This window comes from Aeromicrobium senzhongii (genome assembly GCF_014334735.1).
Lineage (GTDB): Bacteria > Actinomycetota > Actinomycetes > Propionibacteriales > Nocardioidaceae > Aeromicrobium > Aeromicrobium senzhongii.
In genome coordinates this window covers 1866107-1887250 of the sequence record NZ_CP060587.1, presented here as the reverse complement: position 1 = coordinate 1887250, position 21144 = coordinate 1866107, and the positions used below count along the sequence as shown (strand labels likewise).

Sequence of the window (21144 nt, the reverse complement as noted above, 5' to 3'; positions counted from 1 at the left end):
CCCGGGCGGCGGCTCAGAGCGGCGCGCCGTCCTTCCACCGACCGCCGTCGAGGATCGCTTCCAGGGCGGCGAACGCCTCCCGCCTCGAGGACGCGGCGGTCTGGAACAGGGCCACCGCCGCCGTGTCGTGCTCCAGCACGACCAGAACCTTGCGGTAGTCGGTGCCGTCCGCGCTGAAGGGGCAGTCCATCGCGATGCGGCCGCCGAGCTCGGTGCGCTCGCACACGATGTCCTGGCCGGCGAGGCCCGTGGCGAGGTAGATCGCCTGGTTCTCGGCCTCGGCCGCCGTGTCGAACGGCGAGACGATGAGCTGGCGAGACGTGTCCTCTGCGTCCTGCAGGGTGAGCACCACGGTTCCGGAGGACTCGTGCTCGGTCCACGAGCCCTTCGCGACCGACAGACGCTCATCGCTCGAGGTGATCCTCTCGGTCCCGTCGGCCGCCCCGCCGGTCGGTCGGGGCTCCTCCCCGCAACCCGCGGTCGTCGCGAGTAGGAGGAGGGCCACCAGCAGGGATCCGAGAGTCTTGTTCACAGGGTCGACAGTGTCACGGTGTGCCGTCGACCGGTCGGCGACGCGCGTCAGCCGGTCACGCGACGGCGGTTCCCTCGAGCTCGACGACCTGGCCGGGTATCACGAGACGGGACACCTCGAGCATCGTCGTCGTCGGAGCGACGCCGGCTGCACCCAGGCGTCCGGCCAGCACGCCGTAGTGCGGGAGCAGCGCGTCGACGTCGGTGGCATAGACGTTGAGGCGCACCAGGTTCGCCAGCGTCATGCCGGCCTCGGTGAGGACGGCCTCCAGATTGTCCACGGCGAGCGCGAGCTGCGCGGCGACGTCGCCGTCATGCTCGGGCCGGCCGGCCGTGCTCATCGCGGTCTGCCCCGAGATGTAGAGGGTCCGCGCCTGTCCGGAGACGACCTCTCCCTGTTGAACCCCATCGCCTGCGACCACGACACCGGGTTGACTGCTGTTCGCTCCATCACGACTCCCATCGTTCGACCGAGAGCACCCGGCAGCTCGACAGCCGCCGTGGTGAACACTCTCAGCAGCAGCCTCGCAGCGAATCACGACACCTGGTGTCATGTTTCGGTCACCATGGAGTCATGCGTGCGGATCGGCTGGTGTCGCTCGTGCTGTTGCTGCGCCAGCGAGGTCGGATGACCGCGTCCGAGCTGGCCGGCGAGCTGGAGGTGTCGGTGCGCACGGTGCTGCGTGACATCGACGCCCTGTCGACGGCGGGCGTGCCGGTGTACGCCGACCGGGGCCGGCACGGCGGCTTCACCCTGCTGCCCGGCTTTCGTACGGAGTTGACCGGCCTGAACCACGATGAGGCCCTGGCGCTGCTCACGGCCGGATCAGGACGAGGCGCGCGGGTCTTCGGCCTCAGTGCCGCGCTGGCTTCCGCCATGCGCAAGGTGGTTGACGCGCTGCCTGAGGGTCATCGAGCCACGGTGGACGATGCGGCCCAGCGCTTCCTGGTCGAGCCCCCTGCCGACCTGCTCGCGCGACGGTCCGGCACCGAGGACATCGTGAGTGAGGTGATGAGCCAGGTCCGCCATGCGGTGCTCGCGGGGCGCAAGCTCCGCTTCGAGTACGCCGCGCCGGACCAGCCGCCGCGGACTCACACCGTCGATCCTCTCGGCCTGGTGACGGTCCGCGACCGCACGTATCTCCTGGCGACCAGGTCCGGCGACGACCGTACCTATCGGGTCTCGCGGATGGTGACTGCCGAGGAGCTCCCCGAGCCGGCGGAACGTCCCGTCCACATTGATTTGGGACGCCTCTGGGTCGAACGCAGCGCCCGGTTCCTCTCGGAGGACCACCTTCCCGTCGTGGTGAGGGTGGCGCCGTGGCGGCAGGAGGAGCTGCTGAACATCGTGCGCGCCGTGCGTGCCGAGGAACGAGAGGCCGGCGGCTGGGTCCGGCTGGAGGTGACGTTCGAGGACCTGCGGCACGCAGTGTGGGCGATCTGGCGACTCGACACCGGCGCGGAGGTCCTCGCCCCCGAATCCTTGCGCTCCGCACTCCGCGACCGCGCGGCGCTCCTCGCCACCCGGTACGAGGGTTCGTGAACCATCCAGCCGCGAGCTGCGACCGAGGAGCGACCCACGATCAGCTGGTGATGGCCCGTACCAGCGCCGCGGTCGCGGCCGCGGCGATCAGCATCACCAGGAACGGGACCTTGCGCCACAGCAGGAAGGCCGCGACGGCCAGCCCCGCCAACCGGGCGTCGACCACGACGCGCGATCCGTCCGTGAACCCCTGGACGGCCACCAGCGCAGCCAGCAGGCCCACCGGGATGAAGGCGGCGGCCCGGACGGTCAGCGGATGCTCCAGCACCCGCTCCGGGACGGACAGGCCGAGCAGCTTGAGGCCGTAGCAGCCGACGGCGACCATCAGCACGCCCCACCAGAGCTCACTCATCGGCGCTCCCGGCCGTGGGTCGCACGAATCGCAGGCCCACGAGCACCGCGACGATGCCGCCGATGATGATGGGCGCGCCGGCCGGCGTGAACGGCACCAGGCCCAGGGCCACCGCGGCCGCCAGCAGTGCCAGGAGTCGCGACGCCGTCGAGTCCAGTCGCGGCCACAGCAGGCCGAGGAAGGCCGCCGCCACGGCGGCGTCCAGGCCGATCGTGCGGGGATCGCCGATCCGCTCGCCGGCGAGCGCCCCCAGGAGGGTCATGAGGTTCCAGATCGCGAAGATGGTCAGCCCGGTCCAGTAGAACCCGAGCCGCGCCTGGCGGGGGTCGGTCCGCACGACCGACATCGCCGTCGACTCGTCGATCACGACGTGCGCCGTCGCCCAGCGGCGCAGGCCCTTGACCTGGAGGACCGGCGCCAGGGTGATGCCGTAGAACGTGTTGCGGACCCCGAGCAGGACCGCGGTGAGCGCGCCGGTCACGGGGGCTCCGCCGGAGGCCACGACGCCGAGGAACGCGAACTGCGAGGCGCCCGTGAACGCGAGCAGCGAGAGCGCACACGCCTGCAGGACCGTGAGGCCGCTGGTGGTGGCCAGGGCGCCGAAGCTCACGCCGTACAACCCGACTCCCACACCCACCCCGAGGGAGTCCGCGATGACGGTCCGGTCGCTGGTGGGCTCGCTCACGTCAGTGTCGTGTGGAGGCGGATCTGCTTGACCGGCCCGTTCGCTCCCGCGAACTCGCGGTGCGCACCGTCGGGCTCCCAGCCGGACTCCTTCAACCAGGCACGCAGCTCGTCGTCGGTGGGGGAGACCCACCACACGGCCCGCTCGAAGCTGTCGGCGCGAACGGTGTCGACACAGGCGTGCAGCAGGCGCGACCCGTGACCGAGGCTCCGGTGGTCGGCGTCGACGACGAACTCGCCGATCTCGGCGTCACGCACCTGGTCGGCGTCCGGGTCGTGGCACGGGTGGACCAGCGCGAAGCCGCGCAGGGTGGCGCGCTCGAGGGCCACCAGGGTCCGCATCCGGGCATCGCGGGGTGCGCTGATCAACTGGGTCCAGCGGGCCGTCATCACGGACTCGTCGAGGGCCTCGAGCTCGGCCGGGTCCACGAGGTCGCCGTAGCTGCGCAGCCAGTGCGCGCGCTGCACCGCGGCGATCCGGGCGCCGTCGTCGGGCCAGGCCAGACGCACGGAGACGTCGGCGTTCATCGGCCGAACGCCTGACGCAGGCCGGAGTCGGCGCCCTGGCGCTCCAGGGCACCGGCGAAGCGGTCGATGTTGCGCCGGGTGGGCCACGTCCCGAAGGCCAGGGCGGCGAGGGCGGGCACGACGGCCACGGCCATGACGAGGCCGCCGATGAGGCCGGTCACGCCGAGCACCGCGCACACCACGAGCGGGATCTCGAGCACCACGAAGGCCCGGGCGATGTGCGCGGCCAGTCGGCGCATCGCGGTCTGCTCCGGTGCAGGGTCGTCGAGGGGTAGGCTCTGCGGCTGGGCCCACCAGCGCGAGACGACGGCACCGGCGACGAACACCAGCGCGACCAGCGCGAGCGCTGCCCACCAGCGTGCCCCGGGCTCGCCGCCGCGGCCGAACGCCAGGACGGCGAAGAGCGCGAAGACGAGGGTGACCGCGAGCTGGAGGGCGACGAATCGCTTCACGTCCGCAGGGGTGGGCGCCGTGGGTTCCGTCACGCCGGTCAGTATCTCACGTCACTGCCCGTCGTCGTTCGCCCGCGTTGCTAGTCTGCGGACATGCAGGCCTACCTCGATCTCGTCCGCCGCATCCTCGACGAGGGGGTCGCCAAGGGCGACCGCACGGGAACCGGCACGCGCAGCGTCTTCGGGCACCAGATGCGGTTCGACCTGGCCGAGGGCTTCCCGGTCGTCACGACCAAGAAGGTCCACCTCAAGAGCGTCGTGGCCGAGCTGCTGTGGTTCATCGCCGGCGACACGAACACGCAGTACCTGCGCGACAACGGTGTCACGATCTGGGACGAGTGGGCCGACGACAACGGCGACCTCGGCCCCATCTACGGCTACCAGTGGCGGTCCTGGCCGACGCCCGGCGGCGGGCACATCGACCAGCTCCGCGGCGTCATCGAGGCGATCAAGGCCGACCCGAACTCGCGTCGTCACATCGTCAGCGCCTGGAACGTGGCCGACCTCGACGCGATGGCCCTGGCGCCGTGCCACGCGTTCTTCCAGTTCTACGTGGCCGACGGCAAGCTCAGCTGCCAGCTCTACCAGCGCTCCGCCGACGTGTTCCTGGGCGTGCCGTTCAACATCGCCTCCTACGCCTTGCTGACGCACATGGTCGCGCAGGTCACCGGGCTCGAGCCGGGGGAGTTCATCTGGACCGGCGGCGACTGCCACCTGTACGTCAACCACCTCGACCAGGCGCGCGAGCAGCTGACGCGCGACCCGCTGCCGCTGCCGACGCTGCGGCTCGACCCGGCGGTCACCGACATTGACGGGTTCACGCTCGACTCGATCTCGGTCGAGGGCTACCGGTCCCATCCCGCCATCAAGGCGCCGATCGCCGTCTGATGGGCGTCACGATCGTGGTGGCCGTCGGCGAGAACGGGGTCATCGGCCGCGACGGCGGCATGCCCTGGCCCCGGACGGGCGACATGCGCCAGTTCAAGGAGATCACCTGGGGACACCCCATGGTGATGGGCCGGGCGACGTACGAGGCCATCGGCCGTCCGCTGCCCGGACGCACCTCCATCGTGCTGACGCGGCGCGGCGACTGGGATCCCGGCGATCCCTCGGTGATCGTGGCGGCCGACCTCGACACGGCGCTGACGCGGGCCGCCGAGATCGACGACCAGGTCTTCCTCGTCGGCGGCGCGACGGTCTACGACGAGGCGCTCGAGCGCGGCCTCGTCGACGAGCTGGTGGTCACCCACGTCCCCCTCAGCCCCGAGGGCGACGCCTTCTTCGGTCCGGTCGACCCCGAGGTCTGGCGCGAGACGGAGCGCGAGGCCCACGCCGGCACGCCCGACTACGAGATCGCCACGTACGTGCGTCGCTGACCCTTGTCCTGCCCGCTGTCCCGGGCTGACACTGACGGGACAGGACAGGAGTGACCCATGGCACACGGCGACATCACCCACATCGACATCCCGACCTCCGACCACCGACGGGCCCAGGACTTCTACGGCGCCCTCTTCGGCTGGAAGTTCGTGGAGCATCCCGGCTTCGAGGGCTACCCCATGTGGCAGGCCCCGAACGAGATCAGCGGCGGCGGCTTCGCGCCCCGGTCACCCGGGTTCACGCAGCCGCGCTCGTACGTCGAGGTGGACTCCATCGACGACACCCTGGCCGCGGCACGCGACCGCGGCGCGCGGGTCGTGATGGAGCGTCAGCCCATCTCCGACACCAGCTGGTGGGCCGTGATCGAGGACCCCGACGGCAACGTGGTCGGGCTCTACGAGGGCGTCACCGACGTCTCGGACTGACGCTCAGAGCAGGATCGCGAGCTGGCGCGACTGGGCCACCAGTCGCCCCTGCTCGTCCCACAGCTCGCCGTCCTCCTCGTGGAAGCCGTCGGCGATGTGGCGGGTGGTGAAGCGGGACGCGACCCACGTGCCGGGCTCGGGCAGCCGGTGGAAGTGGACCGTCAGCTGCACCGTCATGGAGACGAGCTGGCCCAGCTCCAGGACCGGCGGGGGAGAGGTGTCGGTCAGCAGCGCCACGGCGGGCCAGTCGATGGCAGTCCCGCCGTCGAGTCGCTGCCACAGCTCGGCGGTGGGGTCGCCGGACGGCTTGCCGTCGGCCCAGCCGGGGGTGACGGGCATGCGGAACTCGACCCGCCCGAAGAGGCCGTCGGTGGGCAGGCCCAGGTCGCGGGGATCGGGCAGTCCGTCCGGGGCGGGCAGCTGCGGCGGCGTCCCGAGCTCCTGGCTGTGCCCGTGATGGTCGGCGGCGAAGCTCGCGGTCATGCGGGCCAGCGGCTTGTCACCGTGCGCGAGGTCGACCTCGACGGTCTGGACCCGGCGCCCCATCTTCACCGGCGTCACAGTCAGCGTGGCGGTCGTCCCGGGCTCGGGAGACGCGAAGTAGGTGATCGAGGCGACGACGGGACGGCCCACGTCGGTGGTGTCCATCGCGGTGCGGAGCATCGACGCCAGCACCCAACCGCCGTTCGGCTTGCCCAGGGGAGTGTTCCAGCGATCGGTCACCGCCAGGCTCAACGTGCCGTCGTCGGCGCGGGTCGCGGTGATGTCCTGTGGATAGTGGTCGGTCACCGGCTCATCCTGCCCGAAGGCCTCGCCGCGGTGACGGTAACCTCGGTACATGACGTCTCCGCTCGCCACCGAGGCCGCGCCGTTCGGCCGTCTCCTCACCGCGATGGCCACTCCGTTCACCCCCGACGGTGAGCTCGACCTCGACGCCGCCGCGGCGTTGGCGCAGCACCTGGTCGAGAGCGGCAGCGACGGCATCGTCGTCAGCGGCACCACCGGCGAGTCGCCCACCACGACCGGCGAGGAGGACGGCCGGCTGCTGGCCGCCGTGCTCGAGGCCGTCGGCGACCGCGCCACGATCGTGGCCGGCGTCGGCACGAACGACACGCGCCACACCGTCGAGCTGGCCGAGCAGGCCGTCCGCGTGGGCGCCCACGGCCTCCTGCTGGTCTCGCCGTACTACAGCAAGCCCCCGCAGGCCGGCATCCTCGCCAACATCGACGCGGTCGTGGCCGCGGCGGGTGACACGCCGATCATGCTCTACGACATCCTCGGCCGGACCGCGGTCGAGATCAGCGAGGCGACGTACGCCGAGCTGGAGTCGCGCCCGACCGTCGTCGCCGTCAAGGACGCCTCCGGCGACCTGGCGCGCGGCGCCCGCCTGCGCGCCAACTCGAGCCTGGCGCTGTACGCCGGCGACGACGCGCTGGCCCTGCCGTGGCTCGCGCTCGGCGCGGTCGGTGTCGTCAGCGTGGTCAGCCACGTCGCCGCCAGCCCCATCAAGGACCTCATCGCGGCGGTCGACGCCGGCGATCTGGTGCGTGCGCGCCAGATCGACAACGAACTTCTGCCCCTGATCGCAGCGATCATGGGCCAGACGCAGGGTGCGATCGCCGCCAAGGCGGCGCTCGTCGAGCTCGGCGTCATCCCTCACGCGGGCGTGCGACTGCCGCTCACTCCCGCGACGGACGAACAAGTCCAGGTCATTCGAGCGGCACTCAAGGACGCTGATCTACTGGCATGAGCCATATGCACACAGAACTTCCGACCCCCGCACCTCTCGCGCCGGGCGCCATGCGCGTCGTCCCCCTGGGAGGACTGGGCGAGATCGGCCGCAACATGACCGTCTTCGAGTTCGACGGGAAGCTGCTGATCGTCGACTGCGGCGTGCTCTTCCCCGAGGAGCACCAGCCCGGCGTCGACCTGATCCTGCCGGACTTCGGCCCGATCCGGGACCGCCTCGACGACGTCGTCGGCCTGGTCCTGACGCACGGCCACGAGGACCACATCGGCGGCGTCCCGTACCTGCTGCGCGAACGGGGCAACATCCCCGTCATCGGCTCCAAGCTGACACTGGCGCTCCTCGCGCCGAAGCTCAAGGAGCACCGCCTGAAGGACGTGCCGATGCACGTCGTCAGCGAGAACGACGTCGAGTCCTTCGGGCCGTTCGAGTGCGAGTTCGTGGCCGTCAACCACTCCATCCCCGACGCCCTGGCCGTGGCCATCAAGACCGCCGCCGGCGTCGCCCTGCACACGGGCGACTTCAAGATGGACCAGCTGCCGCTCGACGGCCGCATCACCGACCTGCGCGCGTTCGCCCGCCTCGGCGAGGCCGGCGTCGACCTGTTCCTGACCGACTCCACGAACGCCGAGGTGCCCGGCTTCACGACGGCCGAGAAGTCGATCACCCCGGCGATCGACGCGGTGTTCGCGCGCAGCAAGAAGCGCATCATCGTCGCGTCCTTCGCCTCGCACATCCACCGCGTCCAGCAGGTGCTGGACGCCGCGGTCAAGCACAACCGCAAGGTCGCGTACGTCGGCCGGTCGATGGTCCGCAACATGCAGATCGCCCGCGAGCTGGGCTACCTCAACGTGCCCGACGGCGTCGTGGTCGACAAGATCGACGCCGCGCCGCCGGAGCAGATGGTCCTCATGTCCACCGGCTCGCAGGGCGAGCCGATGGCGGCCCTGTCGCGCATCGCGAACCGCACGCACCCCCAGGTGCACCTCGAGCCCGGCGACACCGTGCTGCTCGCGTCGTCGCTGATCCCGGGCAACGAGAACGCGATCTACCGCGTCATCGACGGCCTGACCAAGCTGGGAGCGAACGTCGTCCACAAGGGCAACGCGCTGGTGCACGTGTCCGGTCACGCCTCGGCCGGTGAGTTGCTGTACTGCTACAACATCGTCCAGCCCTCGAACGTCATGCCGGTGCACGGCGAGATCCGCCACCTGCACTCCAACGCGGAGCTGGCCCGCCAGACCGGCGTGCCGAACACGATCATCGCCGAGGACGGCTACGCGGTCGACCTGGTCGACGGCCACGCCAGCATCGTCGGCGCGTACGACGTGGGCTTCGTCTACGTCGACGGCTCGTCGATCGGCGACGTCACGGACTCCGACCTCAAGGACCGGCGCACGCTGGCGGCCGAGGGCTTCATCTCGGTCATCGCCGTCATCGACTCGGCCACCGGCAAGATCGTCAGCGGACCCGAGATCCACGCCCGCGGCCTGGCCGAGGACGACTCGGTCTTCGACGCGATCCAGCCCAAGGTCGTGTCCGCCCTCGAGGAGGCCCTCGCAGACGGGGCGCGCGACACCGAGGCCCTGCAGCAGGTCATGCGCCGCGTCGTCGGATCGTTCGCGGGTCGTCGCCTGCGCCGCCGGCCGCTGATCATCCCGATCGTGCTGGAGGCCTGATCCCTCGGGTCACTCGTTACCCAACCTCGCAAGGGTTGTAACCCGGGGGAAACAGAGTCTGCCCAGTGTGGAGGGGTGAGAACTCGGATCATCGTGTGCGGCCATGGGACGACCTCGCACACGGGTCGGTCCGCGATCGCCTCACTGGTCAACGCCGTTCGGCGCCACGCCGGGGGACCCGAGGTCGTCGATGCCTTCTTCGACGTCCAGCAGCCCTCGCTGGCGGACGTCGTGGCGGAGACCTCGGGGCCGCGGGTCATCGTCCCGTTGCTGTTGCACCACGACGTGTCGACCGCCGGGCGGCTGGCGGCGGTGGCCGCCGACGATCCGCTGGTCCGCGTCGCCCCGGCGATGGGACCGGACTGGGTCCTGGCCGAGATCGGTGTGCGACGGCTGATCGAGGCGGGCGCCCGTCCGTCCGACACGATCGTGATGGTCGCCCCGGAGGCCGACGGCCCCCGGGCGTTGGCCGACATCTCCAAGGCCGCGCGATTGCTCAGTGCGGTGTGGGGAGGCCCGGTCCACGTCGGTGTGGTCGACGGCGTCGGCACGCCGGTCGAGGACGCCCTCGACGTGGCCCGGGCCCACAACCAGCGGGTCGTCGTCTCGATGTACGCGCTCGCCTCGGGCCAGGGCGCCTCGGCGATCGGGCGGCTGGGCGCCGACGTCGTGACCGCGCCGTTGCTGGGCGCCGGGGCGCCTGACGCGCGCCTCGTGACGCTGGCCCTCGAGCGCGCCGAGGTGCTGTCGTTCCCGGGAGAGGTGGGCTCCGCCACCCGATGACCGCCGCGCTGCTGGCGGCGTGGGACCGTGAGAACTCTCAGGTTCTGGTTTAGCCTTGGCATCATGGCGACCCGAACGTCTTCCCCGCCGCGCAAGCGGCCGTCCGGCAGCCAGGCCCGCAAGAAGCCCGCGCCGCGCAAGCAACCCGCACGCAAGGCGCCGGCACCGAGGACGGGACCTGGTCCGCTCGCTGCTGCCCTTCGCGGGGTGATGCGCGCCTCCACGGTCTTCTGGCTCGGACTGGCAGGCGTCGTCGGTGCCATCGCGCGCAGCATCGGCCACAGTGCCCGTGAGCTCGACGCCGAGCAGCGACGCGACGGGGTCGGCCTCGCGCTGGTCTCGCTGTCGCTCGTGACCGCCGCCTCGGTGTGGTGGGACATCCCCGGCGGCGTCGGTGCCGCCGTGCGCCGCGTCACCACCGGCTCGGTCGGCGTCCTGGCCTGGGCGGTCCCCATCCTGCTTGCCGTCCTGGCGTGGCGGACGCTGCGCCATCCCGACCGCAACGGCCCCGCCGGCCGTCAGGCGATCGGCTGGAGCGCCATCGTCGGCGGCGTCCTGGGCCTGGTCCACCTGGCCCACGACACGCCGCGCCCCAGCGATCCGGACATGGCCGACGCCGGGGGAGCGGTGGGCTTCCTGTTCTCCGCGATCCTGGTCGACCTGCTCAAGACCGGCTGGGTCGTCGCCCCGATCCTGGTGATCGTCGTGATCTTCGGCGTCCTGGTCGTCACGGGCACCCCCTTGTACGCCGTTCCCGACCGACTGCGCACGACCGCCGACAAGATGCTCGGCCGTGAGAAGGCGCCCTCCGCCGAGGCCGAGCCCAAGCCCGAGCCGGTCAAGAAGCGCCATCCGCGCACGGTCCCCATCGTGGACGAGCCGTTCGAGAACCCGCTCGTCGACGGCCCCGACGACGATCGCCAGGTCCCGGTCAGCTTCGTGCCGCCCGTGCCCGCGGTGTCCGAGCCCGAGCCGCAGCCCGACCTCAAGCCGCTCGAGCCGCTGCCGGTCCGCGCCGAGCAGCTGGCCCTGTCCGGCGACGTCGTCTACACGCTCCCCGAGCCGAGCGCCCTCAAGGAGGGCACGCCGCCCAAGGCCCGCTCGGCAGCCTCCGACGAAGTCGTCGGCCGGCTCACCGAGGTGCTCGAGCAGTTCCAGATCGACGCGACCGTCACGGGTTACACCCGCGGCCCGACCGTCACCCGGTACGAGGTCGAGCTCGGCCCCGCCGTCAAGGTCGAGAAGGTCACCGCACTCAGCAAGAACATCGCCTACGCCGTGGCCTCCAACGAGGTCCGCATCCTGTCGCCGATCCCGGGCAAGAGCGCCATCGGCGTCGAGATCCCGAACGTCGACAAGGAGATGGTGTCCCTCGGTGACGTCCTGCGCTCGAACAAGGCGCGCAGCGACCACCATCCGATGGTCATCGGCCTGGGCAAGGACGTCGAGGGCGGCTACGTCGTGGCGAACCTGGCCAAGATGCCGCACCTGCTGGTCGCCGGCGCGACCGGATCGGGCAAGTCCAGCTTCGTGAACTCGATGATCTCGTCGATCCTCATGCGGTCCACGCCCGACGAGGTGCGGATGATCCTGGTCGACCCCAAGCGCGTCGAGCTGAACGCGTACGAGGGCATCCCGCACCTCATCACGCCGATCATCACCAACCCGAAGAAGGCCGCCGAGGCGCTGGCCTGGGTCGTGCGCGAGATGGACCTGCGCTACGACGACCTGGCGAACTTCGGCTTCCGTCACATCGACGACTTCAACAAGGCCGTCGCCTCCGGCAAGGTGCAGGCGCCTCCGGGCAGCGAGCGTGTCCTGACGCCCTACCCGTACCTGCTGGTGGTGGTCGACGAGCTCGCCGACCTGATGATGGTCGCCCCGCGCGACGTCGAGGACTCGATCGTCCGCATCACCCAGCTGGCCCGTGCGGCGGGCATCCACCTCGTGCTCGCGACGCAGCGACCCAGCGTCGACGTCGTCACGGGTCTGATCAAGGCCAACGTGCCCAGCCGCCTGGCCTTCGCGACCAGCTCGCTGGCCGACAGCCGCGTCATCTTGGACCAGCCCGGCGCCGAGAAGCTCGTCGGTCAGGGCGACGGTCTGTTCCTGCCGATGGGCGCGAACAAGACCATGCGCATGCAGGGGGCCTGGATCACCGAGGCCGAGATCCAGACGATCGTCAACCACTGCAAGGAGCAGCTGCAGCCGTCGTACCGCGAGGACGTCACGACTCCGCAGCAGGCCAAGCGCGAGCTCGACGACGACATCGGCGACGACATGGACCTGGTGCTCCAGGCGATCGAGCTCGTGGTCAACACGCAGTTCGGCTCGACGTCGATGCTGCAGCGCAAGCTGCGTGTCGGATTCGCCAAGGCCGGCCGCCTGATGGACATCCTCGAGAGCCGCGGCGTCGTGGGCCCCAGTGAGGGCTCGAAGGCGCGCGACGTGCTCGTGAAGCCTGATGACCTCGCTGACGTGTTGGCCAGCATCCAGGTCGGTTGACCACTAGGATCAGCGAACCAACCACCTCATGTAAACCACCGTGGTCGCCCTCTCGGGGGTACCGGTGACACGAAAGGGAATGCATGTCTTACAACGCTCCGCCGCCGCCCCCCTCGGGACCGGTCGGACAGACGCCGCCGCCGAACAACCTCGTGTGGGCCATCCTCACGACGCTGTTCTGCTGCCTGCCGCTCGGCGTGGTCTCGATCGTCTACGCGGCGCAGGTGAACGGCAAGTTCGCCGCCGGCGATCTCGCCGGGGCCCAGGACTCCTCGCGCAAGGCCAAGACGTGGGCCATCTGGTCCGCCGTCGTCGGTCTCGTGGCGATCGTCCTGTACGTCATCTTCATCGTGATCGTGGCCAGCAATGGCGACTCCACGTCGACGAGCCTCTGATCTGAGCGACGTCAGCGCGCGCCCCGTGGCCGCCGGGATCTCCCGGCGGCGCGGGGCGTTCGCGTTCTCAGCGGTCACCCTCGCCGGCCTGGCCGCCATCGCTGTCGTCGCCGCCCGCTCCCCGGAGGAGTCCGGGCACTACCCGACCTGCCCCTTCCTCGCCGTCACGGGCCTGTTCTGCCCGGGGTGCGGCAGCCTGCGTGCCCTGCACGCGCTGGCTCACGGCGATCTCGCGACCGCGTGGGATCGCAACCCGCTCGCCGTGCTGCTGTTGCCCGCCGTCCTGGTGGCCTGGGCGGCCTGGGGCCTGCGCCTGCTCGGCCGGCGCGCGTGGCATCCCAGCCGGATTCCGGCAGGGTGGATCTGGGCGCTGCTGGTGGTCGTCCTGACGTACTGGGTGGCGCGCAATGTGCCCGGCTGGACGTGGCTCTCACCGGCCTGAGCCATACTGAACATCATGGATTCCTCGCCCCCGGCAACCACGCCGAGCAACTGGAACGTCCCGAACGCCCTGACGGTCATCCGGATCCTCGGTGTTCCGGTCTTCGGTTGGCTGTTGCTGCACGACGGTGGCGAGTCGGTCGGGTACCGGATCGCCGCGTGGGCAGCGTTCGTGGTCCTGATGGCCACCGACAAGATCGACGGCGACATCGCCCGCAAGCACAACCTCATCACCGACTTCGGCAAGATGGCCGACCCGATCGCCGACAAGGCCCTCACCGGCATGGCCTTCATCGGACTGGCGATCATCTTCAACGACCAGACGTGGGGACCGGTCTTCTGGGCTGCGGTCATCGCGATGCTGGTGCGTGAATGGGGGATCACCGTCATGCGGATGGTGATGGTCCGCCGCGGCTTCGTCATGCCGGCCGGTCGCGGGGGCAAGCTCAAGACCGTGCTGCAGTCCGTGGCCGTCGCGGGGTACTGCCTGCCGCTCGAGTTGTGGGACGGTCTCGTCCCGGCGGTGCTGCTGTGGATCACCCACGTCGTGATGGCCGCGGCGCTCGCGCTGGCGCTGGTGACCGGCGTCCAGTACGTCATCGACGCCCGGCGACTGGCCGCGGAGGCACCGGCCGACGACCTCGCGCGGTGACCGTGGCGTCCGCCTCCGACGTGGTGGCGGCCCTGCGCGCCGCGGGACAGACCGTCGCGACCGCTGAGTCGCTCACCGGCGGCCTGGTCTGCGCGACGCTCGTCGACGTGCCGGGAGCCTCGGTCGTGGTGCGCGGGGGAGTCATCGCCTACCAGCCCGATCTCAAGACCGCCCTGCTGGGCGTGGACGCCGACCTGATCGCCCGTGAGGGCACCGTCGACGCTGCGGTGGCCGAGCAGCTGGCACTCGGTGCGTGCGCACGGCTGGGCGCCACCTGGGGCCTGGGCACGACCGGTGTCGCCGGTCCGGGCCCGGCCGAGGGTCATCGCGCCGGCACCGTCCACGTCGCCGTGGCGGGCCCCGATGGCGTGCGCTCACGCCGGCTGCAACTGGACGGGGACCGCGACGAGGTGCGGCGAGCAGCGGTCCGCGCCGTCCTGGCGGACCTGCACTATAGGCTGGGGAAGAACAACGGCTCGGCGGACGTTGAGCCTGACAGGGAAGGTGGTGGCGATGACCGCGATGCGTGAACTCATCGGCGACGTGCTCCGGGCACGTCGGCTCGCCGAAGGCCTGACCCTGCGCGACGTCTCCGAGCGGGCTCGGATCAGCTTGGGATACATCTCCGAGGTCGAGCGCGGCCAGAAGGAGGCCAGCTCCGAGCTGCTCGCCGCCCTGGCCCAGGCGCTCGACGTCCCGCTGAGCAAGGTGCTGCTCGACGTCAGCTCGCTGCTCGAACTCGAGGAAGCCGCCGACCTGGCGACCGTGTCGTCGATCGCGCGCGAAGAGGCCCGGGCCTCCGCAGCGTGAGGCACAGCGAGTTCTGGCAGCGCATGGAAGCTGCCCTCGGGGCGGCGTATGCCAGTTCCTGGGCCCGCCAGCAGGCGATCGGCGCCTTGGGCGGTCGCACCCCGGTCGAGGCCCTCGAAGCCGGTGTCGACCCCCAACAGGTGTGGCGCGCGGTGCACGCGACGCTCGACCTGCCCGCGCGCGAACGTTGAGTTAGCGTCGGGTCATGAGCGATCTCCCCGACCTGACCGGCAAGCGTGTCGCCATCATCGCGACCGACCACTTCGAGGAATCCGAACTCACGACCCCTCGTGACAGTCTCGAGGACGCGGGAGCGGACGTGCGCATCTTCGCCCCTCACCCCGGCACCCTGCAGGCGATGCAGGGCGACACCGACAAGACGATCTCGGTGCGGGTGGACGGCACCCTGGACGAGTTCGACCAGGGCTGGCCCGACGCCTTCGTCTTCCCCGGCGGCACCGTGAACGCCGACCACCTGCGCATCGACGAGCAGGCCCAGCGGATCATCACGAACGCCCTCGAGTCGGGTGCGCCCGTGGCGGCGATCTGCCACGCGCCCTGGCTGCTGGTCTCGGCCGACCTGGTCAAGGGCAAGCGCCTGACCAGCTTCCCGAGCCTCGCGGTGGACGTGAGGAACGCCGGCGGCGACTGGGTCGACGAGACCGTCGTCGTCGACGGCAACCTGATCACGAGCCGCAACCCCGACGACCTGCCCGCGTTCGTCGGCGCCATCGCCGACGCCCTCGTGTCCTGAATCACGTCCGTCCCGCCCCGCCCCGAGATTTGCTCCGCATCTGACCTTTCAGAGGGTTTGAAAGGGAGAATGCGGAGCAAATCTCGGGGAGGTGCGCGTGTTCGGCGTGTCGACCTTCCATCGAACATCTGTTCGGCCTAGGCTCGTTCCACAGGCCGACGGTCAGGTCGGGCGTCATCCACAGACGAGTCGACGAGGCTCACGTAATGTCAGTGGGTCCGCCTACCGTCGAAGATGGCCCGCCACCACGACCGTGACGGTCGACGAACGAAGGACGCAGCATGGCTAAGAACACCAGCACCACTGGTTCGAACCGCGACATCCCCAAGGACCGCGCCAACAAGGACAAGGCGATCGAGAACGCCCTCGCCCAGATCGACCGGTCCTACGGCAAGGGTGCCGTGATGCGGCTGGGTGACCAGGCCCGCGCGCCGATCGAGATCATCCCGACCGGTGCCATCTCCTTGGACGTCGCGCTGGGCATCGGCGGACTGCCCCGCGGTCGTGTCGTTGAGATCTACGGCCCGGAGTCCTCGGGCAAGACCACGGTCGCCCTGCACGCGGTGGCCAACGCCCAGAAGGCCGGCGGCGTCGCGGCGTTCATCGACGCCGAGCACGCGCTCGACCCCGAGTACGCCCGCAAGCTGGGTGTCGACACCGACGCGTTGCTGGTGTCGCAGCCCGACTCCGGCGAGCAGGCGCTCGAGATCGCCGACATGCTGATCCGCTCCGGCGCCCTCGACATCATCGTCATCGACTCCGTGGCGGCCCTGGTGCCCCGCGCCGAGATCGACGGCGAGATGGGCGACAGCCACGTCGGCCTGCAGGCCCGCCTCATGAGCCAGGCGCTGCGCAAGATGACCGGTGCCATCAACGGCTCGGGCACGACGGCGATCTTCATCAACCAGCTGCGCGAGAAGATCGGCGTGATGTTCGGCAGCCCCGAGACCACCACGGGCGGCAAGGCACTGAAGTTCTACGCCTCGGTGCGCCTCGACGTGCGTCGCATCGAGACCCTCAAGGACGGCACCGACATGGTCGGCAACCGCACCCGGGTCAAGGTCGTCAAGAACAAGATGGCCCCGCCGTTCAAGCAGGCCGAGTTCGACATCATGTACGGCCAGGGGATCAGCCGTGAGGGCAGCCTGATCGACATGGGCGTCGAGGCGGGCTTCGTCCGCAAGGCCGGTGCTTGGTACACGTACGAGGGCGACCAGCTGGGCCAGGGCAAGGAGAACGCGCGCGCCTTCCTGCGTGACAACCCGGACCTGGCCGACGAGCTCGACAAGCGGATCAAGGAGCACCTCGGTATCGGGGCGAAGCTCGACGAGCCCGCCGATGCCGCGGTGGCCGACGACCCCGCGGGCGACCTCTCGGCCGCCGATTTCTGATGCTGGACCCCACCGACCCGGACGCTGATCCGAGGGCGGTCATCGTCGCCGGCCGGACGATCGCGATGGATCGTCTGGCCGCGCGCGATCGCAGTCGCGGTGAGCTGCTCGATGCTCTCGCTCGTCGGCGGTTCCCCGAGGACGTCGCCATCGTCGTCGTCGACCAGTTGCAGTCCGAAGGGCTGGTCGACGACGAGCGGTTCGCCCGGACGTGGGTCGAGCAGCGGGGCCGAGCCAAAGGGCTCGCCCGATCGGTGCTGCGCATGGAGTTGCAGCGCAAGGGCGTCGCCGCTGAGATCATCGGCACGGTCCTGGAGGACGTCGATCCCGACGCCGAGCGCCAGGCCGCGCACCGGCTGGTCCAGCGCAAGCTGCGCTCCGTGCAGGGGCTCGACCAGTCGGTCCAGGTGCGGCGGCTGACCGCGATGCTCGCGCGCAAGGGCTACGCCCCGCAGGTGGCGTTCGACGTCGTCCGGGCCGAGCTCGATGCCGAGACCGAACCGCTCGAGTCGACCTAGCATCGAGCCGTGTTCGCCTTCCGCGCCGCCACCGAGGCGGACCTGCCGTTGTTCGTGCGGTGGCGGAGCCGTCCTCACGTCCTGACGTGGTTTCCCGATCCGGTGCCCGACCTGGCCGCGGCGCGCGATCGCTTCGGTGGGCGGTTGGCGGGTCGCGACCCGGTGCGGCTGTGGATCGCCGAGCTCGGGGGAGCCCCGATCGGATACCTCCAGAGCTTCGAGGTGGCCGCCGACGACGACCTGACGGTGCGCTGCCAGGACCCGGACGCGGTGGCGTTCGACTACCTCATCGGCGAGCCGGAGTTGATCGACCGCGGGCTCGGCAGCGAGATGATCGATCGGTTCTGCCGCGACGTGCTCGTGCCGCAGTATCCGAGGGCTCCGCGGTTCCTCGCGGCGCCCGACGCGCGCAACCATCGCTCGCTGCGGGTGTTGGCCAAGTGCGGGTTCACGGCAGGACTGTGGATCCAGCCCGAGGGGGCACCGTGGGCCGACATCGTGTGCACGGCGAGGCGCGAACGCTTCGAGTGACTCAGCGTACGAAGCCGGCCGCGGTGTGGGTGAACTGTCCGGCGCGCACCGTGGCCTCGACGCCGACCGAGCGCAGCAGGGTGGCCGCGGCCCCCGAGTCGTCGGTGTGCGCGAGCGGATCCCGGTCGAGCAGGACCAGATCGCCGCGTTGCCCGACCCGGGGCGTGTCCTGACCGTCGACGCTGGCGGCGAGCGCCTCGCGCACCGTGACCGCCTCCTCTGGAGTCCACGGCGCCCGGTCATCAGCTGAGCGGTGGACGGCGGCAGCCATGGCGGCCCACGGGTCGAGCGGCGAGACCGGCGCGTCGGAGCCGAAAACGACGCCGACGCCGGCGTCGAGCAGGGAACGCAGCGCGAAGCAGTGCTGCTCGCGCCCCGGCCACAGCTGCACCGCGGCGTCGCGATCGTCGAGCAGGTGCGCGGGCTGGACGCTGGCCCGGACGCCGAGTGCCGCCATGGCGACGATGTCGTCCGGGGTCATCAGTTGCGCGTGCTCGATGCTGCCGACCGCGCCGGACGCGGAGAAGGCTGCCAGAGCCTCGTGGGCGGCCGCGTCGCCGATGGCGTGGACCGCTGCCTCGAGGCCGTTGGTCGCGGCACGTCGCAGCAGCGCGACCAGCTCGGCCCGGTCGTGGTTCTGGACCCCGCGGTCGCCCCCACCGGGGTACGACTCGTGGCAGAACGCCGTGCGGGTGTTCAGCGACCCGTCGGAGATGATCTTGAGCGGGCCGATCGTGACGACGCCGCCGGGCGTCAGCGGCGAGCCGGTCCTCAGCCCGGCGGAGATCACGGACTCCAGGTACTCGGGGTAGACCGCGCGCCGCACCGTCAGGGCGTCGACACCGCGGGCGACGCGCTCAGGCCACGTCAGCAGCGGCTCGGCGAACTCGAAGTCGACGATGCCCACCACGCCGCGGGCGGCGGCCTCGTGAACGGTCTCGGCGATGCCCGAGCCGCCGTCCTGCTGTGCGGTGAGCTCGACCACCTGCGTCATGAGCGTGAACCAGGGTGCCTCGGTGACGGGCTCGTCGGTCGGATCAGCGCCGAGGGCGGAGAGGGCGGCCGTGTTCAGCCAGCCCGTGTGGGCATCCCCGCTGGTCAGCACGACAGGGCGGACGCCCGAGACGGCGTCGAGCTCGGCGACCGTGGGAACCCGGTCCCAGTCGGTGAGGCGGAAGCCGTAGCCGAACACCCAGTCGCCGTCGGGCGTGGCGGCCAGCTCCTCGCGGACGAGCCGGATGACCTCGGCGGGATCGCGCGTACCCGAGACGTCCAGGCGGCTGCGGGTCTGGGCCCACTGGGTCAGATGGACGTGCTGGTCCCACAGGCCCGGGATGGTCCAGCGTCCGTCGGCGTCGACCACGCGGTCGCCCCGTTCGGCACGCAGCTCGGGCGCGAGATCGACGATCGCGCCGTCACGGATCCGCAGCGACACCGGTTCGGTCGGCGCCGCCGAACGCACCGGCACGAGCCGGACGTGGCGCAGCAGCAGGGAGCTCACGCAGACATTGTGGCCCGGGGGCCGGCCCGCTCCGCCTGCGGGTCAGGGTGCCACGAGGACCGGCACCTCGGCCTGCGGCCGGGCGTCGGTGGACCGCGATTCGGTCAGCCGGCGCTGCGCGAAGCGACCCACCTGCTCGAGGATCAGGTTGAGGATGATGTAGATCGCCCCGAGGACCAGCGCGACCTGCAGCTGGTTGTCGAACTCGCGCCAGATCTGGCGGCCGGCGTAGGTCAGACCGGGGGCCACGATGATGTAGCCCAGCGACGTGTCCTTCAGCGCGACGATGCACTGACTGATGATCGCGGGGGTCATGATCTTGATCGCCTGCGGCAGCTGCACGATGCGCATCACCGCGCTCTTGCGCATGCCGAGCGCGTACGCCGCCTCGACCTGGCCCTTGGGAACGGCGTTGATGCCGGCGCGGAACGTCTCGGCCAGGACCGAGCCGTTGTAGAGGATCAGGCCGATCACCAGTGGCGCGAGCAGCCCGATCGGGAACTTGTACAGCGCCCACAGGTACGTGATCAGGATGAAGAGCGGAACGGCCCGGAAGAACTCGACGACGGCCCAGCACGGCCAGCGCACCCAGGCGTGGTCGGACAGCTTGCCGATGCCGAACAGCATGCCGAAAACGAGCGCACCGGCGATCGCCATGACGGCCGCGAGCAGCGTGTAGTAGAGCCCTTCCAGGATGATCTCGACGTAGGCGGGAGTGACGAAGACCTCCCACAGGCCGTAGTCGAACTGGCCCGTGGAGGCCAAGCGCCAGAGCGCCGCGCCGAGCAACGCGATGACGCCGAGGACCGTGACGATCGAGAGGATCCGGTGACGGCGGCGGGCGCGCGGCCCGGGGACGTCGAACAGCAGGGTGCTCATCGGGCGACCACCTTCCAGCGACGCTCGGCCCACGAGGCCAGCAGCGAGATCGCCGCGACGATGACGATGTACATCGCCGCGATGGTGAGGAATACCGCCGTACGCGAGCTGGGGTAGTCGCGCATCAGGCCCTGGAGGCGGAACGCGATGTCGGCCAGGCCGAGCGCGGCGACGAGGGACGTGTTCTTCGCCAGTGCGATGAAGACGCTGGCCATCGGCGGCACCACGAGGCGGAACGCCTGGGGCAGGATCACCTGCGTCATCGTCAGGCTGAAGGGCATGCCCACGGCGCGGGCCGCCTCAGCCTGCCCGACGGGCACGCCGTTGATGCCCGAGCGCAGCGCCTCGCACACGAACGCCGCGGTGTAGAGGCCCGCGGCCAGCGAGATGTTCCAGAAGAAGCCGAAGTCGATGTCCATCGCCGGCAGTCCGTAGTAGGTGATGAACAGCAGCAGCAGCAGGGGAGTGTTGCGAAAGAGCGTGACGTAGGCGGTGCCGACGGCACGCATCGCCGGGACCGGGCTGACCCGGCTCACGGCGATGAACGTGCCGACGACGAGGGCGATGAGGCCGCTGGCCAAGAAGACCCGCAGCGTGACCCAGAAGCCCTTGAGGAGCAGTTCCCAGCTGTCCTGCAAGAACGTGAAGTCCACGTCTCACCACCCT

General features: G+C 70.6%; 27 protein-coding genes and 1 pseudogene. 18 read left to right on the top strand and 10 right to left on the bottom strand.

All coding sequences use genetic code 11. The features are described 5' to 3' along the window. Positions 1–13: 13 nt before the first annotated feature. Entirely contained in the window at positions 14–532 is a 519-nt protein-coding gene (locus tag H9L21_RS09350; RefSeq protein ID WP_154594753.1) for a hypothetical protein, read from the bottom strand. A gap of 55 nt (positions 533–587) precedes the next feature. Further along, positions 588–982, bottom strand: a pseudogene (locus H9L21_RS09345) (RidA family protein). Between the two features lie 123 nt (positions 983–1105). Here H9L21_RS09345 and H9L21_RS09340 point away from each other — a divergent pair. Continuing rightward, the gene (locus tag H9L21_RS09340) at positions 1106–2074 is read left to right on the top strand and encodes a helix-turn-helix transcriptional regulator (protein WP_154594754.1); all 969 of its coding nucleotides are present in this window, start codon (positions 1106–1108) and stop codon (positions 2072–2074) included. Positions 2075–2114: 40 nt separating this feature from the next. Here the strand turns inward: H9L21_RS09340 and H9L21_RS09335 are convergent, their stop codons facing one another. From H9L21_RS09335 to H9L21_RS09320, 4 genes are read right to left on the bottom strand one after another with little or no spacing between them, the layout of a single operon-like run. Next, complete coding sequence (locus H9L21_RS09335) at positions 2115–2426, bottom strand: AzlD domain-containing protein (protein ID WP_154594755.1); 312 nt, start codon at positions 2424–2426, stop codon at positions 2115–2117. Continuing rightward, the gene (locus H9L21_RS09330) at positions 2419–3111 is read right to left on the bottom strand and encodes an AzlC family ABC transporter permease (protein WP_187411406.1); all 693 of its coding nucleotides are present in this window, start codon (positions 3109–3111) and stop codon (positions 2419–2421) included. Before H9L21_RS09330 ends, H9L21_RS09335 begins: the two co-directional genes overlap by 8 nt. Further along, positions 3108–3638: a GNAT family N-acetyltransferase gene (locus H9L21_RS09325; RefSeq protein ID WP_154594756.1), complete on the bottom strand. Its 531-nt coding sequence runs from the start codon at positions 3636–3638 to the stop codon at positions 3108–3110. The genes H9L21_RS09330 and H9L21_RS09325 overlap by 4 nt, the downstream gene beginning before the upstream one ends. Beyond that, entirely contained in the window at positions 3635–4123 is a 489-nt protein-coding gene (locus H9L21_RS09320; RefSeq protein WP_154594757.1) for a hypothetical protein, read from the bottom strand. The genes H9L21_RS09325 and H9L21_RS09320 overlap by 4 nt, the downstream gene beginning before the upstream one ends. 60 nt (positions 4124–4183) lie before the next feature. Between H9L21_RS09320 and H9L21_RS09315 the strand changes: the two genes are divergently transcribed. Genes H9L21_RS09315 through H9L21_RS09305 form a run of 3 tightly spaced genes read left to right on the top strand, consistent with a single transcriptional unit; the run spans position 4184 to position 5892 of the window. Further along, positions 4184–4978 carry a thymidylate synthase gene (locus tag H9L21_RS09315; protein ID WP_154594758.1) on the top strand — a complete coding sequence of 265 codons (795 nt, stop codon included), beginning with the start codon at positions 4184–4186 and terminating at the stop codon, positions 4976–4978. Then, positions 4978–5466, top strand: a complete 489-nt coding sequence (locus H9L21_RS09310; protein ID WP_154594759.1) for a dihydrofolate reductase — start codon at positions 4978–4980, stop codon at positions 5464–5466. Before H9L21_RS09315 ends, H9L21_RS09310 begins: the two co-directional genes overlap by 1 nt. 57 nt (positions 5467–5523) lie before the next feature. Next, positions 5524–5892 carry a VOC family protein gene (locus tag H9L21_RS09305; RefSeq protein ID WP_154594760.1) on the top strand — a complete coding sequence of 123 codons (369 nt, stop codon included), beginning with the start codon at positions 5524–5526 and terminating at the stop codon, positions 5890–5892. Positions 5893–5895: 3 nt separating this feature from the next. Here H9L21_RS09305 and H9L21_RS09300 read toward each other — a convergent pair whose 3' ends face one another. After that, a complete protein-coding gene (locus H9L21_RS09300; protein WP_154594761.1) occupies positions 5896–6732 on the bottom strand; it encodes a thioesterase family protein in 837 nt (278 codons plus the stop codon). Between H9L21_RS09300 and dapA the strand changes: the two genes are divergently transcribed. From dapA to H9L21_RS09235, 14 genes are all read left to right on the top strand, one after another. Continuing rightward, complete coding sequence (dapA, locus tag H9L21_RS09295; protein WP_154594762.1) at positions 6731–7642, top strand: 4-hydroxy-tetrahydrodipicolinate synthase; 912 nt, start codon at positions 6731–6733, stop codon at positions 7640–7642. The two genes, H9L21_RS09300 and dapA, sit on opposite strands and share 2 nt — an antisense overlap. Further along, positions 7639–9318: a ribonuclease J gene (locus tag H9L21_RS09290; RefSeq protein ID WP_154594763.1), complete on the top strand. Its 1680-nt coding sequence runs from the start codon at positions 7639–7641 to the stop codon at positions 9316–9318. The genes dapA and H9L21_RS09290 overlap by 4 nt, the downstream gene beginning before the upstream one ends. 75 nt (positions 9319–9393) lie before the next feature. Further along, positions 9394–10101: a sirohydrochlorin chelatase gene (locus H9L21_RS09285; protein WP_154594764.1), complete on the top strand. Its 708-nt coding sequence runs from the start codon at positions 9394–9396 to the stop codon at positions 10099–10101. A 63-nt stretch (positions 10102–10164) separates the two neighbouring features. Beyond that, complete coding sequence (locus H9L21_RS09280) at positions 10165–12606, top strand: FtsK/SpoIIIE family DNA translocase (RefSeq protein ID WP_154594765.1); 2442 nt, start codon at positions 10165–10167, stop codon at positions 12604–12606. Between the two features lie 83 nt (positions 12607–12689). After that, positions 12690–13001, top strand: a complete 312-nt coding sequence (locus tag H9L21_RS09275; RefSeq protein ID WP_154594766.1) for a CD225/dispanin family protein — start codon at positions 12690–12692, stop codon at positions 12999–13001. 25 nt (positions 13002–13026) lie between these two features. Beyond that, positions 13027–13443: a DUF2752 domain-containing protein gene (locus H9L21_RS09270; RefSeq protein WP_222865753.1), complete on the top strand. Its 417-nt coding sequence runs from the start codon at positions 13027–13029 to the stop codon at positions 13441–13443. Positions 13444–13458: 15 nt separating this feature from the next. Beyond that, positions 13459–14094 carry a CDP-alcohol phosphatidyltransferase family protein gene (locus H9L21_RS15355; protein WP_154594768.1) on the top strand — a complete coding sequence of 212 codons (636 nt, stop codon included), beginning with the start codon at positions 13459–13461 and terminating at the stop codon, positions 14092–14094. After that, a complete protein-coding gene (locus H9L21_RS09265; protein ID WP_222865752.1) occupies positions 14091–14624 on the top strand; it encodes a CinA family protein in 534 nt (177 codons plus the stop codon). Before H9L21_RS15355 ends, H9L21_RS09265 begins: the two co-directional genes overlap by 4 nt. Continuing rightward, positions 14608–14904 carry a helix-turn-helix domain-containing protein gene (locus H9L21_RS09260; RefSeq protein WP_154594770.1) on the top strand — a complete coding sequence of 99 codons (297 nt, stop codon included), beginning with the start codon at positions 14608–14610 and terminating at the stop codon, positions 14902–14904. The genes H9L21_RS09265 and H9L21_RS09260 overlap by 17 nt, the downstream gene beginning before the upstream one ends. Positions 14905–14927: 23 nt before the next feature. Next, the gene (locus tag H9L21_RS09255) at positions 14928–15095 is read left to right on the top strand and encodes a DUF3046 domain-containing protein (protein ID WP_154594771.1); all 168 of its coding nucleotides are present in this window, start codon (positions 14928–14930) and stop codon (positions 15093–15095) included. Positions 15096–15109: 14 nt separating this feature from the next. After that, on the top strand, positions 15110–15658 hold the full coding sequence (locus tag H9L21_RS09250; RefSeq protein ID WP_154594772.1) for a type 1 glutamine amidotransferase domain-containing protein: 549 nt from the start codon (positions 15110–15112) through the stop codon (positions 15656–15658). A 281-nt stretch (positions 15659–15939) separates the two neighbouring features. Further along, positions 15940–17049 carry a recombinase RecA gene (gene recA, locus H9L21_RS09245; RefSeq protein ID WP_154594773.1) on the top strand — a complete coding sequence of 370 codons (1110 nt, stop codon included), beginning with the start codon at positions 15940–15942 and terminating at the stop codon, positions 17047–17049. Further along, on the top strand, positions 17049–17567 hold the full coding sequence (locus tag H9L21_RS09240; RefSeq protein WP_154594774.1) for a regulatory protein RecX: 519 nt from the start codon (positions 17049–17051) through the stop codon (positions 17565–17567). Before recA ends, H9L21_RS09240 begins: the two co-directional genes overlap by 1 nt. Positions 17568–17576: 9 nt before the next feature. Then, the gene (locus H9L21_RS09235; protein ID WP_154594775.1) at positions 17577–18098 is read left to right on the top strand and encodes a GNAT family N-acetyltransferase; all 522 of its coding nucleotides are present in this window, start codon (positions 17577–17579) and stop codon (positions 18096–18098) included. A 1-nt stretch (position 18099) separates the two neighbouring features. Here the strand turns inward: H9L21_RS09235 and H9L21_RS09230 are convergent, their stop codons facing one another. The 3 genes from H9L21_RS09230 to H9L21_RS09220 are packed head-to-tail and all read right to left on the bottom strand — an operon-like array spanning position 18100 to position 21131. Continuing rightward, complete coding sequence (locus tag H9L21_RS09230) at positions 18100–19599, bottom strand: amidohydrolase (RefSeq protein WP_187411403.1); 1500 nt, start codon at positions 19597–19599, stop codon at positions 18100–18102. Between the two features lie 42 nt (positions 19600–19641). Further along, the gene (locus tag H9L21_RS09225) at positions 19642–20478 is read right to left on the bottom strand and encodes an amino acid ABC transporter permease (RefSeq protein ID WP_154594776.1); all 837 of its coding nucleotides are present in this window, start codon (positions 20476–20478) and stop codon (positions 19642–19644) included. Then, complete coding sequence (locus tag H9L21_RS09220) at positions 20475–21131, bottom strand: amino acid ABC transporter permease (RefSeq protein ID WP_255467022.1); 657 nt, start codon at positions 21129–21131, stop codon at positions 20475–20477. Before H9L21_RS09220 ends, H9L21_RS09225 begins: the two co-directional genes overlap by 4 nt. Between the last annotated feature and the right edge of the window lie 13 nt (positions 21132–21144).

Coding starts and splice junctions, on each gene's coding strand:
- H9L21_RS09325 (WP_154594756.1), bottom strand. CDS start 3,638: ATGAACGCCGACGTCTCCGTGCGTCTGGCCTGGCCCGACGACGGCGCC.
- H9L21_RS15355 (WP_154594768.1), top strand. CDS start 13,459: ATGGATTCCTCGCCCCCGGCAACCACGCCGAGCAACTGGAACGTCCCG.
- H9L21_RS09260 (WP_154594770.1), top strand. CDS start 14,608: ATGACCGCGATGCGTGAACTCATCGGCGACGTGCTCCGGGCACGTCGG.
- H9L21_RS09275 (WP_154594766.1), top strand. CDS start 12,690: ATGTCTTACAACGCTCCGCCGCCGCCCCCCTCGGGACCGGTCGGACAG.
- dapA (WP_154594762.1), top strand. CDS start 6,731: ATGACGTCTCCGCTCGCCACCGAGGCCGCGCCGTTCGGCCGTCTCCTC.
- H9L21_RS09315 (WP_154594758.1), top strand. CDS start 4,184: ATGCAGGCCTACCTCGATCTCGTCCGCCGCATCCTCGACGAGGGGGTC.
- H9L21_RS09250 (WP_154594772.1), top strand. CDS start 15,110: ATGAGCGATCTCCCCGACCTGACCGGCAAGCGTGTCGCCATCATCGCG.
- H9L21_RS09305 (WP_154594760.1), top strand. CDS start 5,524: ATGGCACACGGCGACATCACCCACATCGACATCCCGACCTCCGACCAC.
- H9L21_RS09300 (WP_154594761.1), bottom strand. CDS start 6,732: ATGTACCGAGGTTACCGTCACCGCGGCGAGGCCTTCGGGCAGGATGAG.
- H9L21_RS09290 (WP_154594763.1), top strand. CDS start 7,639: ATGAGCCATATGCACACAGAACTTCCGACCCCCGCACCTCTCGCGCCG.
- H9L21_RS09280 (WP_154594765.1), top strand. CDS start 10,165: ATGGCGACCCGAACGTCTTCCCCGCCGCGCAAGCGGCCGTCCGGCAGC.
- H9L21_RS09225 (WP_154594776.1), bottom strand. CDS start 20,478: ATGAGCACCCTGCTGTTCGACGTCCCCGGGCCGCGCGCCCGCCGCCGT.
- H9L21_RS09335 (WP_154594755.1), bottom strand. CDS start 2,426: ATGAGTGAGCTCTGGTGGGGCGTGCTGATGGTCGCCGTCGGCTGCTAC.
- H9L21_RS09240 (WP_154594774.1), top strand. CDS start 17,049: ATGCTGGACCCCACCGACCCGGACGCTGATCCGAGGGCGGTCATCGTC.
- H9L21_RS09310 (WP_154594759.1), top strand. CDS start 4,978: ATGGGCGTCACGATCGTGGTGGCCGTCGGCGAGAACGGGGTCATCGGC.
- recA (WP_154594773.1), top strand. CDS start 15,940: ATGGCTAAGAACACCAGCACCACTGGTTCGAACCGCGACATCCCCAAG.
- H9L21_RS09340 (WP_154594754.1), top strand. CDS start 1,106: ATGCGTGCGGATCGGCTGGTGTCGCTCGTGCTGTTGCTGCGCCAGCGA.
- H9L21_RS09255 (WP_154594771.1), top strand. CDS start 14,928: ATGGAAGCTGCCCTCGGGGCGGCGTATGCCAGTTCCTGGGCCCGCCAG.